Source organism: Mobiluncus mulieris ATCC 35243, assembly GCF_000160615.1.
GTDB lineage: Bacteria > Actinomycetota > Actinomycetes > Actinomycetales > Actinomycetaceae > Mobiluncus > Mobiluncus mulieris.
In genome coordinates this window covers 574251-577280 of sequence record NZ_GG668520.1, presented here as the reverse complement: position 1 = coordinate 577280, position 3030 = coordinate 574251, and the positions used below count along the sequence as shown (strand labels likewise).

The window sequence follows — 3030 nt, the reverse complement described above, 5'->3', positions numbered from 1 at the left end:
AAGAAACTAGGTTTCCAGGATTACGCAGCCAGGGAAACCACGCTAACCAGGCTATTGTTAGCCCGATTGTGACTAGCGCAGCAGGGAGAGGACGCCCTGGGGAACCTGGTTAGCCTGAGCCAGCATGGAAGTACCGGCCTGGGACAGAATCTGGTTCCTGGTGAACTGCATCATCTCCTGCGCCATATCCGTGTCACGAACACGAGACTCAGACGCAGCCAGATTCTCCACCGCCACATTCAAGTTCGTAATCGTGTGCTCGAACCGGTTCTGCACCGCACCCAGATTAGAACGAGCCGTAGACACGGAACGAATCTTCTCATCCAGAACATTAATCAACTTCTGCGCGGAATCATGATCCTTCACTGTCAGGGAGTTGAAAGGATTCACAACCGTGTAATCCGCACGCTTGTCAATCTTCTTACCGTCCGCACCGTAGGCTTCCAATTCCAGCTTCTTGTCCTCGGTACCAGGGTTGGCTCCCAGTTTTGTCAAGGAGTGAGCCAAATCGACGTCAATCATTTTCCCGTCGGCGCGTTTGAACGTAAAACCGCCTCCAGATTTACCACCGGCAGTAACTTTATCTATGGTGAATTCGAAACCAGTACCGTGAGCTTTACCAATCTCACCCTTGAAGGCTTTAACAGCATCACCAATACCGGCACCTACAGCAGTTGTGGTCATAGAGAAACCAACCTGTTTGTTCTTAGTCTCATCGCTAGTGGCTTTGAGGACAAACTTCTTTCCATCTTTATCTAGCTCAAGAGCGTATCCTTTGTCCTTAAGCTTGCCGTTGATACCTTCCTTGATAGCCTCTAGGGTAGCACCACCCTCGGGTTTATCTTTAGTATCGTAATCGAAGGTACCTACACCACCAATGGTCAAAGTGTACTTACCTGCAGAATCAAGACCAACTGCTCCAATAAGAGCGCTCAAATCAGCTGACGTTTGCACCTCAGAGCCATCAGCAACGAAGCCCTCGACACCAGCATCTTTCAGACCCTTCTTTAGCGCATTCTTAACTTCTTCTTCTGTTGCTTCATCACCGGCTGCCTTAGAAAGGTCAATTTCTACGCCCGTGCCTTCAAGGTCAAGGATGTACTTCCCTTTCGTAAGCAAACCTGTTTTTGCAGAGGCTACTTTACTTTCGTTTGCCTCTTTACCAAACTTGGAGATTGCGGTCACGTCGGCATCTTTCAAGTCTACGGTGATGCGGTTGTTAGCATCCCCGTTTGCACCGACCTGGAACTTCAAAGCACGTGGCCCGGAAGCGGAACCATCCAAGAGGGTGGTGCCGTTGAAGTTGGTGACCTTACCGATACGCTCCAATTCGTCGCGCAGCTGGTTGAGCTCAGTATTAATGTTCGCACGCGCATCAGGGCTGTTCGAGTCAGTGGCTCCCTGAACCGCGAGTACGCGCATACGCTGCAAAATACTGTGTACCTCGTTCAACGCACCTTCAGCAGTCTGTACCAGGGAAATACCATCCTGGGCGTTACGCACGGCCTGGCGGTTACCACCAACCTGGGAACGCAGACCCTCGGAAATCGCCAGCCCAGCCGCGTCATCAGCCGCCCGGTTGATACGGAAACCCGAGGAAAGCTTCTCCAGGGATTTCGCCAATCCCACTAACACCCCCTGACCAGGCATTTTACACATCCCGGTTGGGTGGAACAGTAGGCGCAGCATCCCCAGAATCGACACCCACCCGCTACCACTACCCGGCAAGACCACCATTACAAACAAAACCAGACACCCCGGCAGGCACCTCGTGAACCCGAAACCATCGTCGCGCGCAAACTATGAGAGGCACCACACCCGTTTCGCGGTCAAACAACCTGAAGCACGCCGCGCTCGATATACGTAGAGGTACGCCGGTAAATTTCGTGTCGTAGGAAAATCTGATATAATTGTTCCAGTTACAAGACCGGTTCCGCTGCCCGCCTCGGTGGGAGTCCAGGGCCGGTCCTCTACTTCCCCTGGAGCCGTGTATGTCCACAGTGAAGCAGTTTTTCGACTATACCGAGCAGGTTGCGCATCTGATATCACGTGGCATGGTGGTAGAAAACCCTGATTTGGCTAAACACCAGCTTACAACCTTGAGCTACTACAGGCTATCGGGATATTGGCACTCTATGCGGATGATAGATTCAACCACGGGAACAATACTGAGCGCCTTCCGTCCCGGCGCTTCCTTTGAATTGGTGCTGTCTCTTTACGCATTTGACGAGCAGCTGCGGCAAGCGATTTACGCTGATTTGGCCGGCATCGAGCTAGCAATGCGCGCGCTGCTGGGGCACGAGCTGGGTAAGATTGACCCCTTGATTCATCTTGATGAAGACAACCTGGGAGCCCCAGCGCATCAGCATCGGGGGAGGCTGCGCACTGACTACCAGATTTGGTTGGACAAATATCAGACGGCTGTTGCTGGTTCACGGGAAGAATTCGTGTTACATCACCAAGAACACTACGGCGGACTGCTGCCGATTTGGGCAGCAGTTGAAATCATGGACTGGGGCATGCTTTCTCGGCTATACCGCATGGCTCCAACAAGAGCTCGCAATGAAATTGCCGATGTTTGCCACTTGCGTGCACCTCAACTGGAGTCCTGGCTAAAATCCCTCAATATTGTCCGTAACAGGACCGCGCACCATTCGCGGGTGTTTAACCGGGTCTTCGATATTAAACCCAAACTGCCAGACGACGCGTGTTTTGATGACATTCGTGGACGAACGAACCGCGTGTTTGCACAGTTGACGCTGATTCGATACCTACAACGTGGACTAGGCGTGATGGTTGACAGTAGGTTGTTCGATGTTCTGCAGTCTTATCCCGATAACCCCCTGATTCCCTTCGAACGTTTAGGCGCACCCGCAAACTGGAAAAACAACGAGCTGTGGATGTTCTGAGAGCGTCTAAGAGCGGGCTTCCCATGCCCGGATTTGGTGTCGGGAAAACAGCGGTAATTGCGTCAAAAACGGGTATCACCGCATGGGCTATGGCTGTCACGGGCGGGTTCATGAGGTGCTG

2 protein-coding genes are annotated in these 3030 nt (G+C 52.4%); one reads left to right on the top strand and one right to left on the bottom strand.

Annotated features, from left to right (window positions below; genetic code table 11):
• Positions 1-72: 72 nt before the first annotated feature.
• Positions 73-1737 (bottom strand): flagellin N-terminal helical domain-containing protein, encoded by a 1665-nt coding sequence (locus HMPREF0577_RS12020; protein ID WP_004013850.1) that lies wholly within the window; start codon positions 1735-1737, stop codon positions 73-75.
• A gap of 254 nt (positions 1738-1991) precedes the next feature.
• Here HMPREF0577_RS12020 and HMPREF0577_RS10375 point away from each other — a divergent pair, with 254 nt between their 5' ends.
• Positions 1992-2909: an Abi family protein gene (locus tag HMPREF0577_RS10375; protein WP_004013849.1), complete on the top strand. Its 918-nt coding sequence runs from the start codon at positions 1992-1994 to the stop codon at positions 2907-2909.
• The last annotated feature ends 121 nt before the right edge of the window (positions 2910-3030 follow it).

Coding starts and splice junctions, on each gene's coding strand:
- HMPREF0577_RS12020 (WP_004013850.1), bottom strand. CDS start 1,737: ATGGTGGTCTTGCCGGGTAGTGGTAGCGGGTGGGTGTCGATTCTGGGG.
- HMPREF0577_RS10375 (WP_004013849.1), top strand. CDS start 1,992: ATGTCCACAGTGAAGCAGTTTTTCGACTATACCGAGCAGGTTGCGCAT.